Below are 24678 nucleotides of genomic sequence, written 5' to 3'. Positions count from 1 at the left end.
TAGTGTGTAGGTCGGGTTAGCGCAGCGTAACCCGACAATCCCCTGAACCTATCCAGCGTCGGGTTACGCCCTACGGGCTAACCCGACCTACACACTAACCTTATCCGTTATATGTGATTTATGTGCAGATTTTTGAATACCGATACGGGATCAGATTGCACAAGTCTTAATAAGATCTTGGCCGGACCAGTTGGGTGCCGGTGGCCTTGTTCCCAATGTTGCAATGTGCGCACATTAACGCCAATTAACGCGGCAAACTTCGACTGAGAAAAACCAATTCCCTCCCTTATAGCTTTCACATCAGGCTCTGGCAATTCGTATGACCGAGAAGGCTTCTCCTCTCCTCTGTGAATTTTACCCGCTTCTTCAATGCTAGCCACTAGCTCTTTGAAATGTTCATCTTTCATTATCTGAACTCCGACTCAACAAGTTTTTTAAGCGCTGACAACTGCTCATGGGTTAAATTCTCTTGCTCACTCTTTGGATATTCATAGAGCATGAAAATTTGATCGTCATTTATCGCCCAGTAGTAGATTACCCGAACACCACCTCGTTTTCCACGACCTTGAAGTTTCCAATGAACTTTTCGAAGTCCTCCACTTCCTTTAATTAGCTCCCCCGTATCAGGAGATTCAATTATGTGATTTTGGAGCAGGCGATACTCATCATCGGGCATCAGTGAATGAATAATTTTGGTGAAAACTGTTGTCTCGAAGATAATCATGGAGTGAACAATACGTCATTGACGTACAATATCCAGCGAGTGTGTGTCGGGTTACGCCCTGCGGGCTAACCCGACCTACATCTTCAAAGTATCTGAACGAAAAAAAATCAAGTGTGTAGGTCGGGTTAGCGCAGCGTAACCCGACAATCCCCCTGAACCTATCCGGCGTCGGGTTACGCCCTACGGGCTAACCCGACCTACACACTACACCTTCGGAATACCTGAACGAAAAAATCAAGATCAAAATCAAAATGTTCCACCGCGAACCAGTCGCACAAAATCTGTACTCGTACGGCTGTAATTATAGTTAGATCTACCAATATTAAAATCAACAAACCAAGCATTACCGTTAAGATCCGCAACAACCGATGACGACCAGAAGATACCTGAAGATGTATTGGGAAAATAGGTCAAATTAATAGAAGGACTGGCACAAGCGACTTCTACTAACGAGTAGAGTTCATGACGGTTAGGTAATCGCCAATCGCCATAACCGGCAAAACCACCAGAACTGTTTAGCGTAGCGGGACGCTGTAGGGCAGCATCCCAAGTAAATATTTCAGCACTACCACTGCTACAGCCACTACCGCTCTGCCCTTCGCTACACTGTTTCCACATCAATCCGGTAACACTATCAGTCACAGTACCATTCCCATGGTCAATATAGCGACTATCGGGCGCTAAACGAGGAATAGTTACTTCGCAGATTTGAGCCTGTAGGGATACTGGTAGAGTAGCTATAGCAATAGCTGCCAGCCATAATGCACTATTCAGTCTCATCGAAATACTCCTAATACACTCCCAAGGAAAGCATGGGAACAAAAAATTACAAATAACAATTATTCTCTACTACGAACCAGTCGCACGCCGTAAGGACTAAGACGACCGACATCGCCAACATTACCATAGTTGAAATTCACGGCCCACCCATAGCTGGAGAGATTTGCACGAGGCGAGCCCGACCAAAATAGGCTAGAGCCACTATTAGGAAAAAAGTTGGTGTCAATAGCTAGATTGCTTTGATGACTGTTCACCAACGAAGTCAACTCATGCACCGAAGGCACCCGCCAGTCACTAAAACCGCACAGCATCTCATTGTTACTACCAATAACCAGCTCATCCCAGTCGCTATAGCGGGTACCAAACTCACCAGTCAGCAGCGCCGTCACCCCACCCCAACGGTAAGTATTGTCCTTATCGTGAATCCCACCATCATCGGTTTTAACTTCCCATATCAAACCGGTGACATTATCCTGCACACAGCTCCACTTTGTTCCGGCCGCCTCGCTGCCATTTAAAGCATCATAGACCCCATCCTGTATCGCTAATCGCTGACCATTAGCGCCCAGCTTGGTGTAATCAAAACCAGCATGACCAGCACCCATTTTAGTTAGCGTACCGGCCAGCGCCTCTGCATCGCGACCATGAGCACAATCCTGCTGCTCAATCGTTTCACCAATACAGGTCGTGTTATTACCTTCGGGGTAGTTACCGCCCCATACCAAGCCGGTATCGTTTAGCGGACGAAATAGCGGTGTGGTCGTCTCACCACCACTTGAGCCACTATCACACACATCGCCAGAGCGATCCTGATAGTCTGTCGGCGCTACAGTAAAGGGCTCAAAGATCGTATTTTCGATATTATCACCCATATAAAGGTAAGCATCTTCACCACAGTTCCAGCCCGAAATATCCTGTAGGTGATCTTTATAGAGCACCACTTGCCAAGTTTCAGCAACATCATATGCCAATGAGAGGTAGAGCCCGTTAAAGCGGTTGGAGTAGGCATAACAGCCACCATTACCAAAAGAGCCATCACTCCGCACCGCACAATCGATACTGTAGTTATAGTCATTAATGGCAATATAGCGGTTAGGCACAAAGCGCACTTTAGCATCGGTCGGCACCGCTATCGGGTTACCTAACTCATCCACAAAAGTGACACTGCCCGATATCAGCTCATAATCATCAAACGGGATATAGACCGACTCTGTGTTATCTAACACAAACTCACCCGATACAGCTCCCGAAGGCATGACTGTCATAGTAGGCGGCAGGGTATCGTAGTCACAACTAACGCTCTGCAGACGGTGGTAGTAGTCAGCCGATTGATCCATTCGCACGATATAACTGCCATCATCAAAGAGAGGTGAGGTACGGTGAATATTGAACTCAGTTTGACCATCATCCGCCACTAAGCGCAACGCATCGACCTGAACAAAAAGCTGACCGGAGAGGTTAGGTTCTGTCGTTGTGTTGTCACGATAGAGGGTAAAACGGCCGCTAGATGGGTCAATCACCGCACAACTCTCTAGCACCCCATTTTGGCCGCTCATACGGTAGTAGGCGTGACCCATTGCCGGCGGCGTGATCGTTGCCGGTGCCTGAGTACAGCTATTGACCCGTTTACGATAGGCTAACCCCAGTGGCGTCGTGCCCTGAGAGCGTAACATATAGTGTGAACCATCCGGCTCCTGCGTCAATTGATGCAGGGTCAACACACTATTCGTCACCGGTTGCACCGCTGCGAGCGACAGCGAGGTCTGAATTGAGCGATTGCGCACATCGGTTGGGATATTTCGACTGGTAGGTGGGTAGATCAGCGTCTGCTCACCGCGCAGTTCCAGACAGTTAAGCAGCGCCCCGCCACTATTATATTGGCCATAAACCGCCTCAGGCGCACTATCGGGCAGCGGTGCCATCATTTGACCGTTCCAAGTCTCATAGTCGGCCCACCAACTGCCATCGGGTGCCATTTTCTGCCATTGGCCGAAAAGCTGAGTTCCCTCCGGGTTAACCCGATAGACCACCCGGCCCTGACCATCCCTCTCATTTAAGATCACGGTATTAAGGCTATCGAGAAGGGTAACTCTGTCAGCGGTGAAGTTATAGACCCCATCGCCGTTACTTATAGTCCAGCTACCATCAGGATTACCTACCAGCGTCTCGCCACCCGGCTCTTCACCCGTTGTATCGTCAACAGACCCATCCTGACGAGTACCGTCATCATTGTGAGTGGTCCACCAGATGCGTGACAGCAGGCGCGGGGTCTGTAGTTCGGGCCGGATAATCGAATTGGCATCTAGTAACAGACCACCACCGCTATAGCTATAGTCATTACCGCCATCAATTTGTGGCTGCACCGCCTTAAACTGTAGCTGCATCCCGATAGTGTTATTAAACTGCGGTAGTAGATCAAGCGGTACTTTCAGCTCAGCAGTAGCGCCGTTTACCACCAATTGACCACCGTAGTTGGTAATATCAACCGAACTGCCATCAGGATCGAAGGGGTTATCACTACGCGCAGTGAGTCCATCACGACTCCAAATCTCAAAATCCCAACCGCCAAAACCAAACAGCAGTTCATGATCCCACCCTTCAGCACTGGTAGCACTCAGGAACGGGCTAATCTCGCGATCGGCTTCAATATTGACGTAGAGGTTAGTCCCATCGCTGGCGACTTTAATATCGTTAATATGTATCGCCGCAGAGAGTGGCTGGCTCTCTGTAGAAGTCGCAACGCCGATAATATCCGCCCAGTCACTATTCACCCCATCAACACTCATTGCTGCATTAGCAACTGGATAGCGCTGGCTGCTAGCCCAGCGGTTTTGCGCTTCACCGTCACTGCGATAGGCATAAAACTGCGCACCACCGGTGGTGATAAATTGCAGCTCACCAGTACCATTGGTCTCAAGAGTCAGGCGCAGATTTTCCTGGGTGTGGGAATCACTAAAGAGAATCAGTTGATTGCCCTCGACCCGATAACGGTGATACTCATTCGGCTGGTCAATAAGAGTAGCCAGTTTTTGTGCCGTCACCACCTCTCCGACTAACTCGCCACCGACCATATTACCGGCACTAAAGAGCTGTTTAATCGGGTAACCGGTCGCAAACTGTCCGGTTTGATCAATACCGACAAAGTAGAGCACCTCACCATTGAGATCAGCTAGCGGAGTGGCCGGAAGCGGACGGGTGCGGACTAAGTTAGTGGTATCGGTGACAAAATAGCTTAAACCATCAGTAGCTAACTGTTGTCGAGAGATAAGTGCCGTTCCAGTAACAGGGTCAAAATCTATGATTGACCGATTCTGACTATCACTTTCGGTAACCGTCAAGGTTTGTTCTGTATCATCAATCACTATCTCTCTATCATAACCGACATCCAACACTTCACCCGAATCAGTAAAGAGTGAATAGTAGTAGCTACCACCTCCCTGCATCGCTAGATGGAGCCATTGATTTAACTCTTCAGCATGGTTATCTACAGCTCCATTAGCCAAAACGCCATCATCAACCACACTGGCCCACCAAACTCCTGACAACGCCTGTTCGGTAGTCGTAAAGAGAGGATTCTGCTGCGCTTCGGGATCAAGTAATAGCGAAGGGCGTTGCGAAATTGAATAGTAATATCTATTGTCACTATTCACAGCCGCAAAACTCGCTGATTCAGAGATGAGGTTTGCATTAATGATACTACTAGCAAGATATGATTTTGGTAAACGCAACTCCAGTATGTTGCCATTTATCGAATAGTCACCATTAGCAACCGATAGCGTATCTAATTGGCTGTTATTATTCGTGTTAACTAAAGTCGCAGTAGTCGGATCGCCTAATATAGTAAACTCAAGCGCCTTTAAACTAAACTGAAACCGGTGTTGCCCCTCTTGACTGCTAGTCGAAACAAAAGCGCTGATATCACTACTCGCTTCGACTAACACATAGAGATTATCAATGTCCTGAGCATAACGAATATTAGTTATGCTAATGATGGAGGAGCGAGTCCCACGGTTACCAACATCGTCAACATTAGCCCAATCATCAAGGCTACCATTGATCACTATCGGAGTGCTTGGCGGCACAACGCGGTTCGCATTAAACCAGTCGCGTGCTACGGCTTCGTTAGAGTACCAGCGCATAGTAGGATTATTAATATCACCTTTTAAACGCAGCAGCAGATAGTCGGTATTGCTCTCAATCAGCTCATACTCCCAAAACTCCTCACTTGAGCCTATTTTCAGAATATTGCCGTTAATTTGGTAGGGTAATGACTCTATCTCTCCCTGAGCTATCAAGCGCGATATTACGAGATGATTTTCAAAAAAATCAATGCGATCAAAATCAAGAGCAAAATTATCATGACTGCCGGTTTGTACATTAAAATATGTTGTTAACTGCCCACCACCGGTAACCGGCTGCGGGAAGCCGCCGCCCGCTTCCACGGTAATCACCACCCGATCACGACTCTGCCCCCTTGAGCATCAAATACAGTCAACTCAAAAGTGAGTTCGGCACCATTGAGCAGGCTCGGTGCCATAAAGGTCGGTGTCGCGCTAGTCGGATTCGTCAGACGGGTAGGCGGACCATCAAGCTGCATCCAGTGATAGGCTAAAGCGGGCGACTCGGTATCACTACTGGCGCTGCCCTCTAAGGTCACCGCGACCCCGGCAGAGACAGTCTGATCACTACCGGCATCGGCCACAGGTGGTGTGTTAGTCTGGTTCAAATCTTCAACTAGTGCCAACTCAAATGGCCTGTTCGGGTAGTTAAACTCCCCCCTCTGGGTCGAAACCCGCAGTGAAAAGCGGTTAACCCCCGGCTCCATCTCGCGATAGGCTGTCCACGAAAAGGTATAGATAGTCTGATCTGCTACAGTAGTGATGGTATCGGCATCAGGCAGCTCTGCCGGTAAGCCAACCGGCTGTGATAGCACACCCTCGCGACTACCGTGCATTAGCTGCATCGCTAGCGGTAGCTGATTACCCAAACTCTCCACTCGGCTCTGAGGTACCGTTAGCACTAAGTTACCGCTCATCTTTGCCAAGGTTGAACCTTCACTTTGAGGCTCCGCCACGACACTATTAAAGGAGATCCAAGAGAGATCAATGCCAGTTGAAGAGAGTGTGACTGAGGCCGATTCACTCGCCTCATCGACCACAAAGTTGTTTAATTGCCCCACAAAACCGGGCATAAATAGCTGATAGCTATAGCTGCCAAAGGGGAGATTATTTAAGGTAATAGTCGTCGTGGTTCCGGTCAAAATCGTCGGTCGGTCTATCACAATTCGGTTTTCGGCATTCATCACCTGCAGCCGCCCCTCGGTACCGATACCGGCCGGTGACTCAATGGTTAAACCGACGCTACCATATTCAATCGTATTGAGTGTTATCAGACGCGGCGGTGCCAGATTGGATTGCCCATTCAGGTTAGTCGCCCGAACGGTGATACCATTTTGCGGTTCGATTAGAGTCACAGTGGTACTAAAATCCCACAAGGTGCCATTTTGGGTTAAGGTTAAGGTCTCAACCGGCTCACGATTAACAATCAGTTCCGCACTGCCATTAAAGTTACCAAGGCGCCCTGTCACCGTGACCACACTTCCGGTCAAAACCGGTGGATTAATCTGCACAATCGGTGCGCCATTAATAGTCTGCTGCAGTGCCTGTTCAACCAGTGCTTTGGTGCCTAAGTCGAGCCGACTGCCTGATGGCGCGGTCAAGGTGTTGCTCGCGTCAGCCGAAAGCGTATAGCGTACCCCATCGCTCTCTAACAAAGCCCCTAAGCGGTAGCTCTGACCCGCCTGCAGCGCAGTAAAGCGGAAATTCCCCTCGGCATCGGCTCGGGTCACCCGTCCCTGACCGCGACCATCCATTAAGGTCACCCTAGCATTAGCGGCCGCCTGACTACTACCGCCATCCGGAGTATAGCTCAACACGCCGGTCACACTCCCAAAATCGGGAAAATAGACACGCATAGCCGGCTGGCTGCTAGCTACGCCAACACTATTACGAGCAGTTAGATTGAGGTGGTTGCGCCCCTCTCGCAGATTAACTGTGGTACGAAAAACGGAGTCTTGATCCAGGACTAGCGGCGTTGCTTCGCCATTCACAATAATAGTAACGGCCTGGCGCATCCTCTCACCATCATCGGCAATACCATACGCAGTCGGGTAGATTTGGTTATTCTCTAAACGATACTCTATAACGCTTCCTTCAACTACCACGGTGCCACTACTGTCAACACTACTAATCGTCGCATCAATTACCGGCGGCAACGGCGAAACCCACTCCACCGCAACCAACGATATGGTTTCAGACTGAGGGGTTGAGAGAAGATTACCTTCGCTATCAAACTCTTGCGCTACAACAATAGTGTTATCGCCCTCTAGTTCATAACCGCTAGTAGCGGCAACTATCGACAGAGGATAGGAGCCCTCAGGTACCGCACTAAAGGTGGCTTGGCCATTGGCATCAGTCACCTGCTGCAGATCTCCTAAATAGACCGTTGCCCCCTCAGCGACACCAGATGTACCAAGCTCGACAGTCACGATCACATCCCGTGCCGGAATAGCATCTAACGCGATATTCAACTCGACCACATCCTCTAGCTCAGCGGTCGCAGGGTTATCGAGACTAAAGGCGGGAATGAGTTCCAGTGGATGCTCATCATAGCCCTCTCTTTCGACACTTAAACGCAGGTAGGAGCTATCGCTGCCACTATAGATGGTATTAATTTCAGAAAATTGGTAATAACCATTCGCATCACTACTTAGCGTCCGCTCCGCTCCCCCCCTCCGGGCACAGCGGTGCCATGGTGTAGCGCCAGCGTCTCTAACGGCTCATCGCTATAGGGAATCGCTAAATCGACATGTTGACTATAACTACGACTCACGCCATCAACCGTCACCATCGCACGCAGTGTCAGTTGGCTATTTTCAATCGAACCATCGGCAATTAAATCAAATACCCGCTGCGGTGTAGAGAGCTGATCCAGCAGATAGCGCCAGTTAAGGATTGGCGTCGGTTGTTGGTTAAGCTCAATCGTCTCATGGGGGGTATCTAACTGCCACAGCACACTCGGTTGCGCTACGGTGCTACCTAAGCGGCGCAGCACAAAAAAGCCCTGCGCTATGCTGCCATCGAGACTATAGTCGCTGTCACTCTCACCACGACCATTAGCGGTAATATAGGCAGGATTGAGTGAAACACTCACTCCCATACCATCACCCGATGTTTCGCTAAAATCGGCGGTGCCATCCTGGTCGATATCGTACTCAACCGTCAGTGTCAGATCGTAATCCCCTACCATATAGAATAACGCACTGCTATCCTGGCCCTCTTCGGCCACTAGCAGCGCCTGTACGACTTCACTTTCGGTTAACTGATACCCCTCATTCGCACCACTATCCGCTTTAATCTCAACCCAGTCACTATCGAGCAGTCGCAACAACCGACCGCCGCTACTAGCTAGAACATCTCGTGCTCTAATCTGCCAACGATAGTTCGCCTGTGGATCGTTATAGGCGGTAAATGTCCCCTCGTCATAGCTTAACTGTGATAGGGCAGCAGGCGTGATCAGGCGTACGGTCGCCTTTTCCAGCGGCTCGCCGGTGACAACATCGGTAATGGTGCCACGAATCGTGGCGGTTTCATTGACTGGTCGTAGCTGTAGTGTGTAGGCCGGTTCGGTATTATTAAGTAGATCACCGACACTCAGTGCCATCCCATTACGGTAGTGATCGTTCCGTAGTGCCTCCAGATTTAAAGAGGCTTCGGTCAGGGGCATAGCGATATCACTAAACACAACCTGACCACGACTATCGCTCAACTCGCGCAGTCCCCAGTTAAGCGATACCAGTGCATTAGCTAACGGGGCACCAGCGGTATCGGTCACCGTTACCGTCATATCACGGGTAACCGGAGTTAGCTGTTTGAGCACAAAAACATAGTCAAACAGCCCACCACCGCTATCTTGGGTCATAAGTGTCCCCGTGGTTGCAGGGGCTATAATTAACCGATTTAGCGGTAGCTGGCCGGCAACCGCATAACTCTCCTGCGCATCGTAGATATCGACACCCTCTGTTGCCTCATCCAGCGTCGGGTCGATAAAACGCACTCCGGTTGAGGCTAGCTGCCAACCCTGAGCCCCCCGCACATAGAGATCAACCACAGCAGGGTAGTCGCTGCTTTGGCCAAACTCCTGTAGCAGTGCCTGATACTCCTCCGCTTTACCGCTAATAAGTGTCGCCTGATAGGGATCAATCGTGGCATAAGCGCCCAGCGTACTGCTACTTCTATCGGTGATCACCTCGCCGGTGGTCATGTCGGTCACTTCCATCTGAGCACCGGCGATAATCTGCCAACTCCAGAAGGGGTTACTATTGAGTTCATCAGGATTCGAGGCCCCTGTAGGAGAGTATGCCTCAATAAAGTCACTCGCCACCTGTTGTGATAGCGTCTCGACATCGTTAATCGCATCCAGTCCCTGATAGGGCGTCACCCTAATATTGATACTTTGATTCGGATTATTGCGTCCGGCACGGTGCAGCAGTACCGCTCCGAGTTGGTGATCGCCATTTGAGGGGACGGTTAATGGCGCACTAGCATCGAGTGGTCGGCTAGCGACATAGTCATCACTATTGTATTGATTCTCTATGAGCTGACCATGGGTCGAGGAGGCCTGCTGCATAATGGCGTATAACACACTCTGTCCGCTCTCAACGGTCAGAGCCACATCCAGATAGCCCTCTTTTTGCAGTGTTAAAGTCGTCCCTTCCGCCAATTCATCCAGCGTGAGGCCGGTTACCGGATCGATTAAAGTATCTAAGTAGTTGTCACCACTATACACAGCCACATCCTGCAGCAGCGTTGGTGAACCGGCTTCAGCCGGCATGCCGTAAACATAGAGCTGTAAGCCTGTGGTGAAGGGCTCCAGAGCAGTCAGATCATTTGCAGCCGTTGTCACGGCGATATCGGGGTAAAAATTGTCGTTAGCATCACCAATACGCAGGGTGTAACTCACAGCAGAGGGAGCCGATACCGTAACCGTTCTTGCCGTTTCACCACTGCCTAAATCGAAACTTAAATCGGTCATCTCACCCCCTGCCGTTGTAGCAAAGAGTGTTGCGGTTAAGCCCTCGCCCAAGTCGATTGTATCGGCTTCAACCCCGTTTTGGGTAATGATTAACGGCTGCTGCGTATAGACCCAGACGCCATAGTCGGGATCGAGCTGCTCCAGTGAACCCTGTTCACTCAAAATATCACGAAACTGCCAGCCACCCTCCACAAAGGCAAACAGGCGTAAAATCTGTAACCGGTTAGCCGCCGTATGTATCAGCATCTGCTCTATAGCGGTTAACTCAGGACCAAACCCGACTAAATTCCACCCCGACTGTAACTGTTGCGGATCAATTGTAGCCGATGCTCCACCGAGAGTAATTTCTACGGTCGTAGAGGTAGCCACCTTAACCCAAACGCCCCGATTCTGTAGCGAGGAGAGCAGCTCACCACCGAGCGAACCGGTATCGCCCGCCACATCATAAAATTGCCATCCCCCTCAATAAACGCAAACCGGCGCTCAATGCCATCAGCGCTAAATATATCGGATACATGTGCTTGCCTGCGCCATACCTCCCTGTATATCGCAACCAGATTCCAACCATTTTGCAACTGTAGCGTTTGAGCGCTAAACGATTGACTTAAAAAAGCAAAACAAAGAAGAAAAGCGTTTAATATACTCAGATTATGGCGAAAATTCATTACGAGTGGCCTTTGGTATAAGTTAAAAACTTACTGGTGTAATTGATGAAAGCAATGAGCGGCAACCGTTATTTTTAACATTGGTAAATTGGTAGTGTCTGCCCTGCCCAAACGATTTTCGGTAATTAACGGCGTGTCAGGGCGGGTTTAAAACCCGCCCCTACTGGCTTGTACAGCGGGATATTTTTTCCCAATTCCATCTTGCACCCACCTCCCCAACGGCCTATTATCAACCCATGATATACAACATCGACCCCAAAGTAGATTGCGTCTTTAAGGCGATATTAGGGCGGCGCAGCCGGCGTCATCTGCTGCTCCACTTTCTTAATGCCATGCTGGAGGATAAGCTGCGCTACCCGCTGGTTAAAGTGACTATCCTTAACCCCTACAGCAGTAAAGATTATGAGACTGACAAGCTCCATATTGTCGATATCAGAGCCGAAGATAGCCGTGGCCGCCAGTTTCAGTTAGAGATTCAGCGTAAAAATTACACCTCGCTGCCAGAGCGTATAGTCTATAGTTGGTGCCACCTCTATCAGGAGCAGCTAGAAGAGGGGATGAACTACGATGAACTACAACCCGTTTACTCCATCTGGCTGTTAACCGAGTCGTTTGGACATAAACGGCTCAATGCGGCCCAACAAGCCGCAAAGACAGCGACTCAAACTAAGAGCCAACCACCTCCACCACTACGACACTATGCTCTGCTTGATGAGTCGGGCAGAGCGATAAGTGACCGGTGTGGCGGTATCACGATCTGCGAACTGCACCGTTTTGAGTTTAAAGACGATATAGTATCCAGCGAAGCCCAGCGCTGGATCCGCTTTTTTATGGAAGCACATCGGCTTGATAGCAATAATTTACCCCAATGGATGAGAACCAAAGAGATGAGACAGGCACAGCATACCCTCAGAACATTTTCGGCTAACAAACAGGCTCGTTATCTCTACCTCTCCCGACTTGATGCACAGCGGGAGCACTTAACCATTCTGCATGAGCACGATATGATGGAGCAGGAGCTACAACAAGCTAAAAGTGCGCAGGAGCTGGCTCAAGCCGAGCGGGATCAGGCAATAGAGCGCGAATTAAGGGCTCAAGCCGAGCGGGAGCAGGCAATAGAGCGCGAATTAAGGGCTCAAGCCGAGCGAGAGCAGGCAATAGAGCGCGAATTAAGGGCTCAAGCCGAGCGAGAGCAGGCTCAAGCCGAGCGGGAGCAGGCTTTAGCTGAGTTAGCGGAGTTAAAAAAGAGACTAAAGTTGTAAGGAGCGTGATTCAAACCGTGCTTTTTAGGCGGTCATGGCCACGAAACCTGAAACCAGTCTCTACGAAACCAGCCCGACAATGCAGATAACCTGTTCCCAATCATTGCATTGCCATAGCTTTATAGCTTTATACTCGGGTTTGGAGCGATTCGTTGATTCGTCGGGATGACACTATTATTTGAGGCTATTGGGTTTTTAGTGGGTCTGGGTACGACCGCTTCCCCGCTAGGAGAGGGTGTCTGCCCAGCGCGACAATAGCCGTTGCAGATTTTGACCCGAAATCGGCTTGGCAATATAGTCATCACCAGATTCCAACCATTTTGCAACTGTAGCGTTTGAGCGCTAAACGATTGACTTAAAAAAGCAAAACAAAGAAGAAAAGCGTTTAATATACTCAGATTATGGCGAAAATTCATTACGAGAGTGGCCTTTGGTATAAGTTAAAAACTTACTGGGTGTAATTGATGAAAGCAATGAGCGGCAACCGTTATTTTTAACATTGGTAAATTGGTAGTGTCTGCCCTGCCCAAACGATTTTCGGTAATTAACGGCGTGTCAGGGCGGGTTTAAAACCCGCCCCTACTGGCTTGTACAGCGGGATATTTTTTCCCAATTCCATCTTGCACCCACCTCCCCAACGGCCTATTATCAACCCATGATATACAACATCGACCCCAAAGTAGATTGCGTCTTTAAGGCGATATTAGGGCGGCGCAGCCGGCGTCATCTGCTGCTCCACTTTCTTAATGCCATGCTGGAGGATAAGCTGCGCTACCCGCTGGTTAAAGTGACTATCCTTAACCCCTACAGCAGTAAAGATTATGAGACTGACAAGCTCCATATTGTCGATATCAGAGCCGAAGATAGCCGTGGCCGCCAGTTTCAGTTAGAGATTCAGCGTAAAAATTACACCTCGCTGCCAGAGCGTATAGTCTATAGTTGGTGCCACCTCTATCAGGAGCAGCTAGAAGAGGGGATGAACTACGATGAACTACAACCCGTTTACTCCATCTGGCTGTTAACCGAGTCGTTTGGACATAAACGGCTCAATGCGGCCCAACAAGCCGCAAAGACAGCGACTCAAACTAAGAGCCAACCACCTCCACCACTACGACACTATGCTCTGCTTGATGAGTCGGGCAGAGCGATAAGTGACCGGTGTGGCGGTATCACGATCTGCGAACTGCACCGTTTTGAGTTTAAAGACGATATAGTATCCAGCGAAGCCCAGCGCTGGATCCGCTTTTTTATGGAAGCGCATCGGCTTGATAGCAATAATTTACCCCAATGGATGAGAACCAAAGAGATGAGACAGGCACAGCATACCCTCAGAACATTTTCGGCTAACAAACAGGCTCGTTATCTCTACCTCTCCCGACTTGATGCACAGCGGGAGCACTTAACCATTCTGCATGAGCACGATATGATGGAGCAGGAGCTACAACAAGCTAAAAGTGCGCAGGAGCTGGCTCAAGCCGAGCGGGATCAGGCAATAGAGCGCGAATTAAGGGCTCAAGCCGAGCGAGAGCTGGCTCAAGCCGAGCGGGAGCAGGCAATAGAGCGCGAATTAAGGGCTCAAGCCGAGCGAGAGCAGGCTCAAGCCGAGCGAGAGCTGGCTCAAGCCGAGCGGGAGCAGGCTTTAGCTGAGTTAGCGGAGTTAAAAAAGAGACTAAAGTTGTAAGGAGCGTGATTCAAACCGTGCTTTTTAGGCGGTCATGGCCACGAAACCTGAAACCAGTCTCTACGAAACCAGCCCGACAATGCAGATAACCTGTTCCCAATCATTGCATTGCCATAGCTTTATAGCTTTATACTCGGGTTTGGAGCGATTCGTTGATTCGTCGGGATGACACTATTATTTGAGGCTATTGGGTTTTTAGTGGGTCTGGGTACGACCGCTTCCCCGCTAGGAGAGGGTGTCTGCCCAGCGCGACAATAGCCGTTGCAGATTTTGACCCGAAATCGGCTTGGCAATATAGTCATCACCAGATTCCAACCATTTTGCAACTGTAGCGTTTGAGCGCTAAACGATTGACTTAAAAAAGCAAAACAAAGAAGAAAAGCGTTTAATATACTCAGATTATGGCGAAAATTCATTACGAGAGTGGCCTTTGGTATAAGTTAAAAACTTACTGGGTGTAATTGATGAAAGCAATGAGCGGCAACCGTTATTTTTAACATTGGTAAATTGGTAGTGTCTGCCCTGCCCAAACGATTTTCGGTAATTAACGGCGTGTCAGGGCGGGTTTAAAACCCGCCCCTACTGGCTTGTACAGCGGGATATTTTTTCCCAATTCCATCTTGCACCCACCTCCCCAACGGCCTATTATCAACCCATGATATACAACATCGACCCCAAAGTAGATTGCGTCTTTAAGGCGATATTAGGGCGGCGCAGCCGGCGTCATCTGCTGCTCCACTTTCTTAATGCCATGCTGGAGGATAAGCTGCGCTACCCGCTGGTTAAAGTGACTATCCTTAACCCCTACAGCAGTAAAGATTATGAGACTGACAAGCTCCATATTGTCGATATCAGAGCCGAAGATAGCCGTGGCCGCCAGTTTCAGTTAGAGATTCAGCGTAAAAATTACACCTCGCTGCCAGAGCGTATAGTCTATAGTTGGTGCCACCTCTATCAGGAGCAGCTAGAAGAGGGGATGAACTACGATGAACTACAACCCGTTTACTCCATCTGGCTGTTAACCGAGTCGTTTGGACATAAACGGCTCAATGCGGCCCAACAAGCCGCAAAGACAGCGACTCAAACTAAGAGCCAACCACCTCCACCACTACGACACTATGCTCTGCTTGATGAGTCGGGCAGAGCGATAAGTGACCGGTGTGGCGGTATCACGATCTGCGAACTGCACCGTTTTGAGTTTAAAGACGATATAGTATCCAGCGAAGCCCAGCGCTGGATCCGCTTTTTTATGGAAGCACATCGGCTTGATAGCAATAATTTACCCCAATGGATGAGAACCAAAGAGATGAGACAGGCACAGCATACCCTCAGAACATTTTCGGCTAACAAACAGGCTCGTTATCTCTACCTCTCCCGACTTGATGCACAGCGGGAGCACTTAACCATTCTGCATGAGCACGATATGATGGAGCAGGAACTACAACAAGCTAAAAGTGCGCAGGAGCTGGCTCAAGCCGAGCGGGATCAGGCTCAAGCCGAGCGCGAACAGGCAATAGAGCGCGAATTAAGGGCTCAAGCCGAGCGAGAGCAGGCTCAAGCCGAGCGGGAGCAGGCAATAGAGCGCGAATTAAGGGCTCAAGCCGAGCGAGAGCAGGCAATAGAGCGCGAATTAAGGGCTCAAGCCGAGCGAGAGCAGGCTCAAGCCGAGCGGGAGCAGGCTTTAGCTGAGTTAGCGGAGTTAAAAAAGAGACTAAAGTTGTAAGGAGCGTGATTCAAACCGTGCTTTTTAGGCGGTCATGGCCACGAAACCTGAAACCAGTCTCTACGAAACCAGCCCGACAATGCAGATAACCTGTTCCCAATCATTGCATTGCCATAGCTTTATAGCTTTATACTCGGGTTTGGAGCGATTCGTTGATTCGTCGGGATGACACTATTATTTGAGGCTATTGGGTTTTTAGTGGGTCTGGGTACGACCGCTTCCCCGCTAGGAGAGGGTGTCTGCCCAGCGCGACAATAGCCGTTGCAGATTTTGACCCGAAATCGGCTTGGCAATATAGTCATCACCAGATTCCAACCATTTTGCAACTGTAGCGTTTGAGCGCTAAACGATTGACTTAAAAAAGCAAAACAAAGAAGAAAAGCGTTTAATATACTCAGATTATGGCGAAAATTCATTACGGAGTGGCCTTTGGTATAAGTTAAAAACTTACTGGGTGTAATTGATGAAAGCAATGAGCGGCAACCGTTATTTTTAACATTGGTAAATTGGTAGTGTCTGCCCTGCCCAAACGATTTTCGGTAATTAACGGCGTGTCAGGGCGGGTTTAAAACCCGCCCCTACTGGCTTGTACCACACATTTCGCACCCTAGCACAGACAATTCCCGAATTAAATCGGGTACTAAATTTTTTCAATTACGGCTCCACAAATACCCACCAGGAGCGCTGTAGTTGTTGGTAGACTGCCAGCGGAACATCGATGAGTCTGAGTACTTGCTGATGCAGCGCGCTTAGCCCCTTAAGTTCACGATGAATGATCACGCCGTTCTGGCGAATGTGTGTCAGATTGATATCGGTAAAGAATTGGCGGATAACTCGCCAAGTAGGCGCTTTGGTCTTTAAGCCCGAGGGACGGATAGGCAGCGCAGTGATGGCCTGTTCGTCCATCGCTTTACGGATAGCGCGCTCAACCAGCGACAGAATCATCAGGGCGATGAAGATGAGTAGCATCATCGCCTCAATGCGGCGCGTATCTTTCAGGAAGACCGGCGCAATCTCCAGTACCGACTTGCCGGCCAAAAAGCGTTTCTCCAGATGGGGTTGTTTTTTATATGTCTGCAACACCTCCAGAGGGGGTAAATCGGTGTTAGTCAACAGGGGAAACAGGCCATCGCTGCGGGCTTTCTTATCGATGTCACTCTGCTTGATTTGCCAGCTAAGCTGATAGCTGATGACCTCTTGTTGCTGGTATTCGCTATCGGCTCCCGGGCGACCACGACCTATCTTCACGGATACGGTTTGGCACTGTTCGGTGAGTTGGATATCCAGATAGATTGCGGCAGAGCCTGCGGCCTCTTTGATTGCCGCTTCAATCTGTTGGCGGCTTTTGAGGTGATAGCGGTTCAGTTTGGGTTGGAGTGCAGTCAGGTTGGCACAGGCGGTTGTGATGTCATGATGGCGTTGTTTTGATTGGGTCGCTGCTTTACTGGATGAGCGTACCCAGATAACGCGGTAGCCTTGCCACTGCTCTGCGGCTTCATGCAACTCGTAGTGGTGCTCACTCCCTTTTTTGCGCGGGTTGGGCTTGCTCCACTCGGCATCCCACTTCGGCTCGAAACCCTCTTCAACCGCCTGGGTGAACTGTTTGGCCACCTTGATATTGCGCGACATCACGGTAATGAACTGGCCTCCGGCCGAGGCAATCACATCCAGGTTGGCTTGGGAGCAGAGTTTGCTGTCGGCGACATAGATGAAATCACTCTTACCCAGTTGCTCTCTGAGTTGCTGCCAGTTGGTCTGATGGGTCGCGATGTCGGCCTGATTGCCATCATAGAGCCGATAGCTTAACGGAACATAACCATCGGTGGTGGTGTTCAAGCCAAAAACTAACTGTTTGCAGTCGGGTCGGAAATCCTTGTTGTGACCATGTAGCGGTAACGCCGCATGCGGGTAAGGGGTATCGTAAGCACCGATGAGCGTGATGCTGGTGGTATCGTTCTGAATACAGGCGTATTCCAGACGCCAGACCCGAATCGCGTTGGCGGTTAACTCGACCAGCAGATTATCCCGATCGGCGTCGTAGAGACGAGTTAGCGCCCGTGCAGAGCGATCATCGTTGTATTTATTGGCGATATCGATATCTTCTCCCAGCCCGTCGACATATTTGCCGAGCCATTGCGGGATTTGATAGAGCGGCGTGGGGGCGTTGAGCAGGTTCATCACCAGCAGCGACAAGACCTGCGCCGGAGCAATATCGGCCCCGGTGTTATTGGGAACATATTTATTGAGCAGTGCCGGTATCTCTAGCTTGTCCATATAGTGCTTGATGATAGGCATGGCATCGACTGATTGTGTCGTGCTCTCTATGGATGTGGTCATCAAAACTCCCCGTTCGCAAAAACAGACAAAATGCCGGATTTTTACCCATTTGTCTGTTCAAAATATTTGATCGGGGTATTAAGAGATTTGATCTCAGCAATTCAGGGGCAGCTCCATAACCGACTAACTTCATAAACTTACATTGGCAAAAAAATTATTTTTTCCAGCAAAAATAGCCCATATATCTCCAATTTTGAGAGGTAACCGCATGTCAACTGCACGAAAATCAGCTTCGAACCAATCCGTCCGGTCTAAAAAAAGAATCGGAATAAACGTAAATTACAGCGCAAAGATGTCGTCTATCAACTCCACCTGACCATCACACACTTCTTTCCTGCTCTCTTTGAGCAGATGAGAGAGCTGGATGAGTGCCGGACATCTACTAATTATGATTTGGCGGCTCTTATTACGGCCTGCATTGCCATGTTTCTCTTTAAAGCCGGTTCTCGTAATGAAATGAATAATCTGCGCGAAGAGAAACGCTTTCGCAAAAACTACCAGCGGTTGTTCAAAATGCCGCTACCTCATATGGATACCGTCGATAATGTCATGCGACAACTCACGGAGGATCAACTGCAAAAACTGACTCAATCCATGGTTAGGGCGCTGTTGAAAAAGAAGATATTCCACAATCAACGGCTGTTTGGTGAATGGTTTGTCATTGCGGTGGATGCGAGCGGGATTCATAGTTTTACAGAGTGTCCCCATGAACAGGCGCTGCACAAAGACTACAGCAGCGGTAAAAGTAGCTGGCATAACATGGTTTTAGAGGCCAAACTGATTACCGCTAACGGCTTCGCCATCTCCATTGCCACAGAGTGGCTGGAAAACCCCGAAGAGGGCAACTATGACAAACAGGATTGTGAGCGTAAGGCATTCAAACGCCTAGCAAAAAAGTTGAAATCGGCGTTTCCGCGTCTACCCATCTGTCTGGTTGCCGATGGACTCTATCCTTATCAGGGATTCTTCGAAATTTGCTCAGAGTATGGTTGGGGCTGGATAGTCACCTTCAAGGATGGCAATCTGCCATCTGTTTGGGAAGAGGTTAAATCCTTGTGCCAGTTAACATCCGGCAATCAACGAAAAATCATTCTACGGCAACAGGATAATGTCATTGAGCAAAACTATACATGGATTAACGATATTGACTATCATGGCGTGAAACTACACTGGCTGGAATGCATAGAGACAACCACCGACAAAGAGGGGCAGATAATTGAAAATCGGTTCGTTCACATTAGCTCCTATCCCATCAACTGGAATACGGCACCGGAATTGAGCCGTACCGGACGCTTACGCTGGAAAATAGAGAACGAAGGCTTTAATACCCAAAAAAATCATGGATATGCATTAGAGCACAAATTTTCACGGGTGAGTTATCTGGCGACCAAGAATTACTACCAGTGCTTGCAAATAGCTCACATCATCAATCAGTTACTGGTATTTAGCAAGACATTTCAAAGTGTTATGCAGGGGAAGATGACCTTAAAGCGCATCTGGGGAAAGATGATTGCCGTTATGACTGAACGAAAACTGTCGGTAACGAAATTAGCCCAACTCACCGGGCGCCCCTGCCAGATTCGACTCATCAATTAAAAGACGATGGAGATCCCCGCTCCGAAATTCGGGATAACCCTCATTACACACTGGAGACAAGCTCACTCAACACCGCTGTACAATTTGAAATAGTTGACTTTTCAACAAGGAAATGTTGAGAAGAGGGGGGGTATTGTCGCCAAGAAAGCAAGGCTATGTAGTGATGCTGGTTTGGCGGTGACTCTGAATTGCTGTTTGATCTGCCATTGTTTGATTTTGCTGTAATATATCGGCTATCGTGAGTGATGATTTTTTCACGCATCATGACGATAATTCGGAAAATTTAGATAGCAGGGTGCGAAATGCGAGTTGTACAGCGGGATATTTTTTCCCAATTCCATCTTGCACCCACCTCCCCAACGGCCTATTATCAACCCATGATATACAACATCGACCCCAAAGTAGATTGCGTCTTTAAGGCAATATTAGGGCGGCGCAGCCGGCGTCATCTGCTGCTCCACTTTCTTAATGCCATGCTGGAGGATAAGCTGCACTACCCGCTGGTTAAAGTGACTATCCTTAACCCCTACAGCAGTAAAGATTATGAGACTGACAAGCTCCATATTGTCGATATCAGAGCCGAAGATAGCCGTGGCCGCCAGTTTCAGTTAGAGATTCAGCGTAAAAATTACACCTCGCTGCCAGAGCGTATAGTCTATAGTTGGTGCCACCTCTATCAGGAGCAGCTAGAAGAGGGGATGAACTACGATGAACTACAACCCGTTTACTCCATCTGGCTGTTAACCGAGTCGTTTGGACATAAACGGCTCAATGCGGCCCAACAAGCCGCAAAGACAGCGACTCAAACTAAGAGCCAACCACCTCCACCACTACGACACTATGCTCTGCTTGATGAGTCGGGCAGAGCGATAAGTGACCGGTGTGGCGGTATCACGATCTGCGAACTGCACCGTTTTGAGTTTAAAGACGATATAGTATCCAGCGAAGCCCAGCGCTGGATCCGCTTTTTTATGGAAGCACATCGGCTTGATAGCAATAATTTACCCCAATGGATGAGAACCAAAGAGATGAGACAGGCACAGCATACCCTCAGAACATTTTCGGCTAACAAACAGGCTCGTTATCTCTACCTCTCCCGACTTGATGCACAGCGGGAGCACTTAACCATTCTGCATGAGCACGATATGATGGAGCAGGAGCTACAACAAGCTAAAAGTGCGCAGGAGCTGGCTCAAGCCGAGCGGGATCAGGCTCAAGCCGAGCGCGAACAGGCAATAGAGCGCGAATTAAGGGCTCAAGCCGAGCGAGAGAGGCCAGGCAATAGAGCGCGAATTAAGGGCTCAAGCCGAGCGAGAGCAGGCAATAGAGCGCGAATTAAGGGCTCAAGCCGAGCGAGAGCAGGCTCAAGCCGAGCGGGAGCAGGCTTTAGCTGAGTTAGCGGAGTTAAAAAAGAGACTAAAGTTGTAAGGAGCGTGATTCAAACCGTGCTTTTTAGGCGGTCATGGCCACGAAACCTGAAACCAGTCTCTACGAAACCAGCCCGACAATGCAGATAACCTGTTCCCAATCATTGCATTGCCATAGCTTTATAGCTTTATACTCGGGTTTGGAGCGATTCGTTGATTCGTCGGGATGACACTATTATTTGAGGCTATTGGGTTTTTAGTGGGTCTGGGTACGACCGCTTCCCCGCTAGGAGAGGGTGTCTGCCCAGCGCGACAATAGCCGTTGCAGATTTTGACCCGAAATCGGCTTGGCAATATAGTCATCACCAGATTCCAACCATTTTGCAACTGTAGCGTTTGAGCGCTAAACGATTGACTTAAAAAAGCAAAACAAAGAAGAAAAGCGTTTAATATACTCAGATTATGGCGAAAATTCATTACGAGAGTGGCCTTTGGTATAAGTTAAAAACTTACTGGGTGTAATTGATGAAAGCAATGAGCGGCAACCGTTATTTTTAACATTGGTAAATTGGTAGTGTCTGCCCTGCCCAAACGATTTTCGGTAATTAACGGCGTGTCAGGGCGGGTTTAAAACCCGCCCCTACTGGCTTGTACAGCGGGATATTTTTTCCCAATTCCATCTTGCACCCACCTCCCCAACGGCCTATTATCAACCCATGATATACAACATCGACCCCAAAGTAGATTGCGTCTTTAAGGCGATATTAGGGCGGCGCAGCCGGCGTCATCTGCTGCTCCACTTTCTTAATGCCATGCTGGAGGATAAGCTGCGCTACCCGCTGGTTAAAGTGACTATCCTTAACCCCTACAGCAGTAAAGATTATGAGACTGACAAGCTCCATATTGTCGATATCAGAGCCGAAGATAGCCGTGGCCGCCAGTTTCAGTTAGAGATTCAGCGTAAAAATTACACCTCGCTGCCAGAGCGTATAGTCTATAGTTGGTGCCACCTCTATCAGGAGCAGCTAGAAGAGGGGATGAACTACGATGAACTACAACCCGTTTACTCCATCTGGCTGTTAACCGAGTCGTTTGGACATAAACGGCTCAATGCGGCCCAACAAGCCGCAAAGACAGCGACTCAAACTAAGAGCCAACCACCTCCACCACTACGACACTATGCTCTGCTTGATGAGTCGGGCAGAGCGATAAGTGACCGGTGTGGCGGTATCACGATCTGCGAACTGCACCGTTTTGAGTTTAAAGACGATATAGTATCCAGCGAAGCCCAGCGCTGGATCCGCTTTTTTATGGAAGCACATCGGCTTGATAGCAATAATTTACCCCAATGGATGAGAACCAAAGAGATGAGACAGGCACAGCATACCCTCAGAACATTTTCGGCTAACAAACAGGCTCGTTATCTCTACCTCTCCCGACTTGATGCACAGCGGGAGCACTTAACCATTCTGCATGAGCACGATATGATGGAGCAGGAGCTACAACAAGCTAAAAGTGCGCAGGAGCTGGCTCAAGCCGAGCGGGATCAGGCAATAGAGCGCGAATTAAGGGCTCAAGCCGAGCGGGAGCAGGCAATAGAGCGCGAATTAAGGGCTCAAGCCGAGCGGGAGCAGGCAATAGAGCGCGAATTAAGGGCTCAAGCCGAGCGAGAGCAGGCTCAAGCCGAGCGGGAGCAGGCTCAAGCCGAGCGGGAGCAGGCTCAAGCCGAGCGGGAGCAGGCTTTAGCTGAGTTAGCGGAGTTAAAAAAGAGACTAAAGTTGTAAGGAGCGTGATTCAAACCGTGCTTTTTAGGCGGTCATGGCCACGAAACCTGAAACCAGTCTCTACGAAACCAGCCCGACAATGCAGATAACCTGTTCCCAATCATTGCATTGCCATAGCTTTATAGCTTTATACTCGGGTTTGGAGCGATTCGTTGATTCGTCGGGATGACACTATTATTTGAGGCTATTGGGTTTTTAGTGGGTCTGGGTACGACCGCTTCCCCGCTAGGAGAGGGTGTCTGCCCAGCGCGACAATAGCCGTTGCAGATTTTGACCCGAAATCGGCTTGGCAATATAGTCATCACCAGATTCCAACCATTTTGCAACTGTAGCGTTTGAGCGCTAAACGATTGACTTAAAAAAGCAAAACAAAGAAGAAAAGCGTTTAATATACTCAGATTATGGCGAAAATTCATTACGAGAGTGGCCTTTGGTATAAGTTAAAAACTTACTGGGTGTAATTGATGAAAGCAATGAGCGGCAACCGTTATTTTTAACATTGGTAAATTGGTAGTGTCTGCCCTGCCCAAACGATTTTCGGTAATTAACGGCGTGTCAGGGCGGGTTTAAAACCCGCCCCTACTGGCTTGTACAGCGGGATATTTTTTCCCAATTCCATCTTGCACCCACCTCCCCAACGGCCTATTATCAACCCATGATATACAACATCGACCCCAAAGTAGATTGCGTCTTTAAGGCGATATTAGGGCGGCGCAGCCGGCGTCATCTGCTGCTCCACTTTCTTAATGCCATGCTGGAGGATAAGCTGCGCTACCCGCTGGTTAAAGTGACTATCCTTAACCCCTACAGCAGTAAAGATTATGAGACTGACAAGCTCCATATTGTCGATATCAGAGCCGAAGATAGCCGTGGCCGCCAGTTTCAGTTAGAGATTCAGCGTAAAAATTACACCTCGCTGCCAGAGCGTATAGTCTATAGTTGGTGCCACCTCTATCAGGAGCAGCTAGAAGAGGGGATGAACTACGATGAACTACAACCCGTTTACTCCATCTGGCTGTTAACCGAGTCGTTTGGACATAAACGGCTCAATGCGGCCCAAAAAGCCGCAAAGACAGCGACTCAAACTAAGAGCCAACCACCTCCACCACTACGACACTATGCCCCTGAGTGTCAAGATACCCTGAGACCACCCCTGATGAGAAATGAATGTAGAATCAGGGGGGCAACAGAGGAGATACACGATGCCCAAAGATACTACCGTTTTACCCTCCAACGAGGTTACCGACCCCGATGAAGAGAAGCGCTCCTACCGCAAATTTAGTGAGGAAGAGAAGCTTCGGATCCTAGCAGAAGCAGAGCAGTGCAAGGAGCCGGGTCAGCTAGGCGAGCTGCTGCGCAAAGAGCAGATCTACAGCTCCCATCTGACCAAATGGCGCCGACAACTGCAAGCACAGGGGCAGGCTGGCCTGAAAGGGAAACAGAGTGGTCGCAAACCGAGCCTAGACAAGCGAGATAAGGAGATAGAGCGTTTAAAGAAGGAAATTCAGCGTCTTAGCCAACGGTTACAGCAGACCGAAGGGGTGATTGCGCTCCAAAAAAAAGCCTTCAGCTTATTGGAGCAGATGAACACAGAGATAAGCTTATGAGATTAGTTGAAAAAGAGTGCCCCAGTTCGGTGAGCATAAGAGCCGCTTGCGATAGCCTA

15 protein-coding genes are annotated in these 24678 nt (G+C 49.2%); 8 read left to right on the top strand and 7 right to left on the bottom strand.

Going from position 1 to position 24678, the window contains the following annotated elements; translation table 11 throughout:
* Positions 1–107: 107 nt before the first annotated feature.
* The 6 genes from D5085_12215 to D5085_12190 all read right to left on the bottom strand — a co-directional run bounded on the left by D5085_12215 (position 108) and on the right by D5085_12190 (position 11038).
* Positions 108–407 carry a helix-turn-helix domain-containing protein gene (locus D5085_12215; protein QEP43822.1) on the bottom strand — a complete coding sequence of 100 codons (300 nt, stop codon included), beginning with the start codon at positions 405–407 and terminating at the stop codon, positions 108–110.
* Positions 407–724 (bottom strand): hypothetical protein, encoded by a 318-nt coding sequence (locus D5085_12210; GenBank protein QEP43821.1) that lies wholly within the window; start codon positions 722–724, stop codon positions 407–409. Before D5085_12210 ends, D5085_12215 begins: the two co-directional genes overlap by 1 nt.
* A gap of 246 nt (positions 725–970) precedes the next feature.
* Positions 971–1504 (bottom strand): DUF1566 domain-containing protein, encoded by a 534-nt coding sequence (locus D5085_12205; protein ID QEP43820.1) that lies wholly within the window; start codon positions 1502–1504, stop codon positions 971–973.
* Positions 1505–1563: 59 nt separating this feature from the next.
* Complete coding sequence (locus D5085_12200) at positions 1564–5958, bottom strand: DUF1566 domain-containing protein (protein QEP43819.1); 4395 nt, start codon at positions 5956–5958, stop codon at positions 1564–1566.
* Entirely contained in the window at positions 5952–8102 is a 2151-nt protein-coding gene (locus D5085_12195; GenBank protein ID QEP43818.1) for a hypothetical protein, read from the bottom strand. The genes D5085_12200 and D5085_12195 overlap by 7 nt, the downstream gene beginning before the upstream one ends.
* Before the next feature lie 170 nt (positions 8103–8272).
* Entirely contained in the window at positions 8273–11038 is a 2766-nt protein-coding gene (locus tag D5085_12190; protein QEP43817.1) for a hypothetical protein, read from the bottom strand.
* 460 nt (positions 11039–11498) lie between these two features.
* Between D5085_12190 and D5085_12185 the strand changes: the two genes are divergently transcribed.
* The 3 genes from D5085_12185 to D5085_12175 all read left to right on the top strand — a co-directional run bounded on the left by D5085_12185 (position 11499) and on the right by D5085_12175 (position 15928).
* The gene (locus D5085_12185) at positions 11499–12524 is read left to right on the top strand and encodes an Rpn family recombination-promoting nuclease/putative transposase (protein ID QEP43816.1); all 1026 of its coding nucleotides are present in this window, start codon (positions 11499–11501) and stop codon (positions 12522–12524) included.
* A 655-nt stretch (positions 12525–13179) separates the two neighbouring features.
* Positions 13180–14205, top strand: a complete 1026-nt coding sequence (locus tag D5085_12180; GenBank protein QEP43815.1) for an Rpn family recombination-promoting nuclease/putative transposase — start codon at positions 13180–13182, stop codon at positions 14203–14205.
* A gap of 655 nt (positions 14206–14860) precedes the next feature.
* On the top strand, positions 14861–15928 hold the full coding sequence (locus D5085_12175; protein ID QEP43814.1) for an Rpn family recombination-promoting nuclease/putative transposase: 1068 nt from the start codon (positions 14861–14863) through the stop codon (positions 15926–15928).
* Between the two features lie 654 nt (positions 15929–16582).
* On the opposite strand, the gene D5085_12170 is transcribed toward D5085_12175, so the two are convergent.
* Entirely contained in the window at positions 16583–18265 is a 1683-nt protein-coding gene (locus D5085_12170) for an IS1634 family transposase (GenBank protein ID QEP43813.1), read from the bottom strand.
* A gap of 351 nt (positions 18266–18616) precedes the next feature.
* On the opposite strand from D5085_12170, the gene D5085_12165 reads away from it, so the two are divergent.
* The 5 genes from D5085_12165 (at position 18617) to D5085_12145 (ending at position 24619) form a co-directional block, all read left to right on the top strand.
* Positions 18617–19861: a hypothetical protein gene (locus D5085_12165; protein QEP43812.1), complete on the top strand. Its 1245-nt coding sequence runs from the start codon at positions 18617–18619 to the stop codon at positions 19859–19861.
* Positions 19862–20163: 302 nt separating this feature from the next.
* The gene (locus D5085_12160; protein QEP43811.1) at positions 20164–21255 is read left to right on the top strand and encodes an Rpn family recombination-promoting nuclease/putative transposase; all 1092 of its coding nucleotides are present in this window, start codon (positions 20164–20166) and stop codon (positions 21253–21255) included.
* A gap of 689 nt (positions 21256–21944) precedes the next feature.
* Complete coding sequence (locus D5085_12155) at positions 21945–23012, top strand: Rpn family recombination-promoting nuclease/putative transposase (GenBank protein ID QEP43810.1); 1068 nt, start codon at positions 21945–21947, stop codon at positions 23010–23012.
* A gap of 655 nt (positions 23013–23667) precedes the next feature.
* Positions 23668–24267, top strand: coding sequence for an Rpn family recombination-promoting nuclease/putative transposase (locus D5085_12150; GenBank protein QEP43809.1), 600 nt, complete (start codon positions 23668–23670; stop codon positions 24265–24267).
* Positions 24176–24619, top strand: coding sequence for a hypothetical protein (locus D5085_12145; protein QEP43808.1), 444 nt, complete (start codon positions 24176–24178; stop codon positions 24617–24619). The genes D5085_12150 and D5085_12145 overlap by 92 nt, the downstream gene beginning before the upstream one ends.
* The last annotated feature ends 59 nt before the right edge of the window (positions 24620–24678 follow it).

It is taken from the genome of Ectothiorhodospiraceae bacterium BW-2, from assembly GCA_008375315.1.
Lineage (GTDB): Bacteria > Pseudomonadota > Gammaproteobacteria > Thiohalomonadales > Thiohalomonadaceae > BW-2.
The sequence above is the reverse complement of the archived record's forward strand: the minus strand, read 5'-3'. Positions and strand labels throughout refer to the sequence as shown.